The sequence below is a fragment of the Daejeonella sp. genome, assembly GCF_044232565.1.
GTDB lineage: Bacteria > Bacteroidota > Bacteroidia > Sphingobacteriales > Sphingobacteriaceae > Daejeonella.
The window spans coordinates 1-4,355 of record NZ_JBIILQ010000316.1; the positions used below are offsets into that span (position 1 = coordinate 1).

Here is a 4,355-nt window from a genome sequence, read left to right on the forward strand (position 1 = left end):
TTTCCCAATTAATTAATTAATAACAATTTTTAAAAAAAAGGAGACACTATGAAAATCAAAACATTGGCTAGAATAGCCGGAGGAATGCCTTACCAATTTGACATTCGCGAATTATGGAACCGGCTAGTAAATTTAAGCCAGGTAAATATTCTAGAGCAGGGAGAAAACTATTTGGCGACCCTTGCCGCGCCAGGAATGAAAAGGAATGATTTCAAAATTGATCGAAGCGGAAATATGCTTAATATTCTTGGCGAAACAGAAGTAGCGAAAGAAAAAACTTATTCGCATCAAGAACACAATTACAAAAATTTTAATCACAGTTTCACCTTATTTGGATTTATCAACATGAAAAAAGTATTTACATTAATCGCCTTAGTAACAACATTAAGCACTGCGTCTTTTGCGCAGCAGATTGCAAATTTGAACATTACCTTATCGGATGTTCTATCTTTCACTGTAACTACTCCATCGGGATCATTGGATGTAGACTTCGACACCGAGGATGAATACACGAATGGTATTACCGCCATTGCTCCAGATCATGTAAGTGTAACCAGTTCTAGAGGGTATGTAGTGAAAGCAGTGGCAGGAACGGTAACAGGATCAGCATCAATTTCTCCCGGAACAATAAAGATCACTTCAACAGTAGGTGCTACAAATAATGGTAATGTAACTGGAATTACCTATGGTTCAGCAGTAATTCTTCCGGGAACAGGTGGAACAGCAGCTACAGTTATTTCAGCAGCTAATACTTCATGGAGCGGTTCAAATTCAACGAACAAGTTTAATGTTTCATACCTGATCGGTTCGGGTGGTGCCTATGCAGGAAAAGCCACAGGATTAAATGTTGTCCCAGTGGTGTATACTGTAACTCAACAGTAAAATACACTAGAATACTAGTTTATTCCTCTCATCAAGGCCTTTAATCAAAGGCCTTGTTTTTATATAAACATTATGGAGAAAATTCTTTGCTGGCTGTTTAGCTTGGCAATAATTGGCATGAGCCAAAATTTGATGGCGCAGGCTGGTATGACTGTTAGCCCTGGAAAATTGTATTATAAATTAGCTTCTGGCGGAAATGCTACCCAAAAAATTGTAGTTAGCAATCCTAACAGCAGAGATTTGGAAATTGGATTGTCATTAAATGATTGGGATTATGACTCGCTGGGTAATAATCAAACATTTGATGCCGGAGTTCTGAAAACTTCTGCGGCAGATTGGGTCCGTGTGATGCCTGGTTCATATTTTACACTCAAACCAGGTGAAAAGCGGGAGCTTGATGTTATATTAAGTGTACCTACTACCGTTTCTACGGAAATTCCCGTACGTACTGCCATGTTATTTCTCACTCAATTAAATCCTGGCGATGGACGAGCAGCAGATGGCACTTCGATTAAGGTGAGCGTTAGAATGGGAATTAAGATCTATCATTCTTTTGATCAATCTGACGAACGAAATATTGAGGTGATTGATTTCACTGATGTTCTCCCGCATGAAGACGATAAAACTACCGGTGGCTATCTAGAACTGAAGCTGAGTAATACTGGCAAACAATGGTTAGAAGGTAAAATTAAGTGGGAACTGCTAAATACACAAACTGGAGAGAAGAATAAATTGGAAGATCAGGAGATATTTTCCTTGCCTGGAGATCAACGCCTGGTTAGGCAAAAGTTACCTCCTAATATGACCAAAGGCAAGTATACTGCAACAACTATCATCAATTATGGGGATAAGGATGAGTTAAAACTCGTTGAACTTGAGTTCGAACGGTAATTAATATGCAGATGATAAAAATAAACGAAAAAGATTTTAAGATTGTCACTTTTCAATTGATTTTACTAGTTCTAATTTCACTAATTTTTGCCTTTAAGGTAAATTCCCAAACTATTACCGGAACACGTGGTACCCCAGTTACTTTTAACACTAAAACTTCCATTGCAATTACTACCACAAGCAATAATTACCTAACACTTGCTTATGCGATGAGTGCCACAAGTGGTTCTGGCTGGACAGTACGTATTCGGGCTAATTCAGATTTTAGCAATGGAACTGCAACAATAGCTGCAGGCTTTGTATCCTTAGATTATGAATCTCCAATTGGTGGTCCCAGCAATACAAACAGTAGAAATTATCAGACGCTTAGCACTTCTAATTCAAAGTCAATGATTAATTCGGGGAGATCAATTACATCTGGAAATAACGATTTCCAACAAATATTTAATATGAGGGTAACTGGAGGAACTCATTTAGGGGTAAGTGCCGGAACTTATAGTACGACACTTACAGTGCAAGTAATAAGCGACAAAGGAACGGTGATGGCTTCAGACAGTAATATTTTAGTAGAATTTGTTGTGAATTATAGTACCTCTTGTGAAACTGCAGTAATTAGTAGCTATGCAAGTAATCAAGCTAATTTTACTTCTTATGCAGAGCAAATGGCTGGTTTAACAGTAACCGATGCGGTTAGTGTTCAGTACAATCCCAATACAGCTACCTGTGATGAATGGAGTTTAAAAGTTAGGGCAGCAGGAAATTTTACAAACGGAGGCACATCAGTAGCTCCTCAGTATTTGTCATTACGATTTAACCGTGTGAGTGCTGGTACTCCTACGGCTGCTCAAATTGGAGTTTCTACATTTTCAAAGCCGCTAGACAATGTCGATGTTACGCTAATAGGGGGGTCTAATGCCACATTTACAGCTTATTCCTTTACCGAACATAAATTTGATTTACAGATTCAGGGAGGAAACCATCTGGTCATACCCAATGGAGCATATACCGGAACCTTGATATTTTCGCTGTATAATTCAAGTAATGTGCTCGTCTCAACAAGCACGGTGGATGTAACATTCAATATGAATTCCGCTTATAATAGTTTGACTCTTGAGCTGCAAAATTTAGCGAATGAAATTAACCTCGACTTCAATACAATAGCCAATTATACCAATGGAGTATCAGTAACAAAGGTTAGAGGAATGAGAGTTGTTGGTTATCAGCCTTATCAGGTGATGATCAAAACCAGCGGATTAAACCTAGTTTCGGCCAATAATACTAGCATCCCAGTTGCTGCTGTAAATGTTCAGGCAACTAAATTTACCTCCTCTTCTGGAGGGATTTCAACCTTTACACGCCAACTCTCCACGGTCAACCAGGTAATTGTTACAAATCCTATGGTTGATAATACCCAACAAGTAACAGAATATGATCTACAGTACTATACCGCACCAGGTGATAGTAGGCTGTCAGGTAAATCGGGGGTATTTAATACAAGCGTATTATTTATCGTAGTAGCCCAATAATTTCCCCTTTTTATTTATTTGTAGACCTTTTAGGGATATTTAATGTGAAAAAAAATAAGTTAATTACATATTATTTAGACGCCATCACGGAGCTACTTTGTGGTATAAACAAGGTTGTGGATTCGATTTTTTTCCGTTTTAGCTTTGCTTTAGTCTTCTGTATTTTTAATTCTTATCCCACAAATGCACAATCTTCCGATTCATTGATTTTTATTGAGCCATCCAAGAAATTGATCAAGGCATCTAATGAAGAACTGATTGATCTAACCTTGAAGGTGCTTAATAGAAAAACAATACCATTAACTGGGATTATATCAATCAATCTGGAGAGCAGCATGGACCTCATCAGTAAGAATAAAATAGTTGTTAATATTCAACCAGGCGATAGCTTGTTTATACCGGTAAAGGTATTTATTACTAAAAAAACTACCTCAGGAAAAGACCATGTGATTAGGTTTAACCTTACTGATACTGAGAATAACCTGTTGCAGGCAACAGAAACTAAAGTGCAGGTATCAGTTAAAAGAAATGTGAACATGTTTTCATTACTTTCCAGCATACTCCTTGATATGACCTCCGATTCCATCAGGATTCCAATTAGAATATCAAATTCTGGTAATATAGCACAACGTATTACACTAATTAATCGATTCCCTCCTTTATTCCAGAATCAAGCTTTTCATTCCACCTTAGAGTTTATCCTTCAGCCTTCAGCTGATACGCTTATTACTATTACCAAGCCTGTGACCAGAAAAATGTTTGAATCTGAAGGCTTTGACGTAACCTTTACCGGCTTATATTCTAATGGTGATGTATTTGGTATGGCATATATTAGGGTACAAAGTGGCCGAAGCGACCGTGCCTATCGCGATCCATTACAACCGGATGCTTACAATGCGAATAGCATCTCGCTTAGCTCGCAGGGTATGTTCTCAACTAATCAGTCATTTCTTTTTTATGGTCAGGGAGATCTGGAACTCAAGTCTGGAAAATTAGGCTATAGCTTAGATTATACTAAATGGCAGGATTCTTATTCGCCCTCCATGATGAGAAATA

Annotated in this window: 4 protein-coding genes; all 4 read left to right on the forward strand. The window is 37.9% G+C overall.

The window, feature by feature from the left end; all coding sequences use genetic code 11:
- The first annotated feature begins 48 nt into the window (after positions 1–48).
- Complete coding sequence (locus tag ACILQF_RS12650; RefSeq protein ID WP_395627760.1) at positions 49–882, forward strand: Hsp20/alpha crystallin family protein; 834 nt, start codon at positions 49–51, stop codon at positions 880–882.
- Between the two features lie 72 nt (positions 883–954).
- On the forward strand, positions 955–1,773 hold the full coding sequence (locus tag ACILQF_RS12655) for a hypothetical protein (protein ID WP_395627761.1): 819 nt from the start codon (positions 955–957) through the stop codon (positions 1,771–1,773).
- 11 nt (positions 1,774–1,784) lie between these two features.
- Positions 1,785–3,299, forward strand: coding sequence for a hypothetical protein (locus tag ACILQF_RS12660; protein ID WP_395627762.1), 1,515 nt, complete (start codon positions 1,785–1,787; stop codon positions 3,297–3,299).
- Positions 3,300–3,343: 44 nt separating this feature from the next.
- Positions 3,344–4,355 (forward strand): hypothetical protein (locus tag ACILQF_RS12665; protein WP_395627763.1); only part of this gene is annotated, 1,012 nt, incomplete at its 3' end.

Bases quoted from the DNA above. Each gene is read 5' to 3' on its own strand.
- ACILQF_RS12650 (WP_395627760.1), top strand. From the start codon at position 49: ATGAAAATCAAAACATTGGCTAGAATAGCCGGAGGAATGCCTTACCAA.
- ACILQF_RS12655 (WP_395627761.1), top strand. From the start codon at position 955: ATGGAGAAAATTCTTTGCTGGCTGTTTAGCTTGGCAATAATTGGCATG.
- ACILQF_RS12660 (WP_395627762.1), top strand. From the start codon at position 1,785: ATGATAAAAATAAACGAAAAAGATTTTAAGATTGTCACTTTTCAATTG.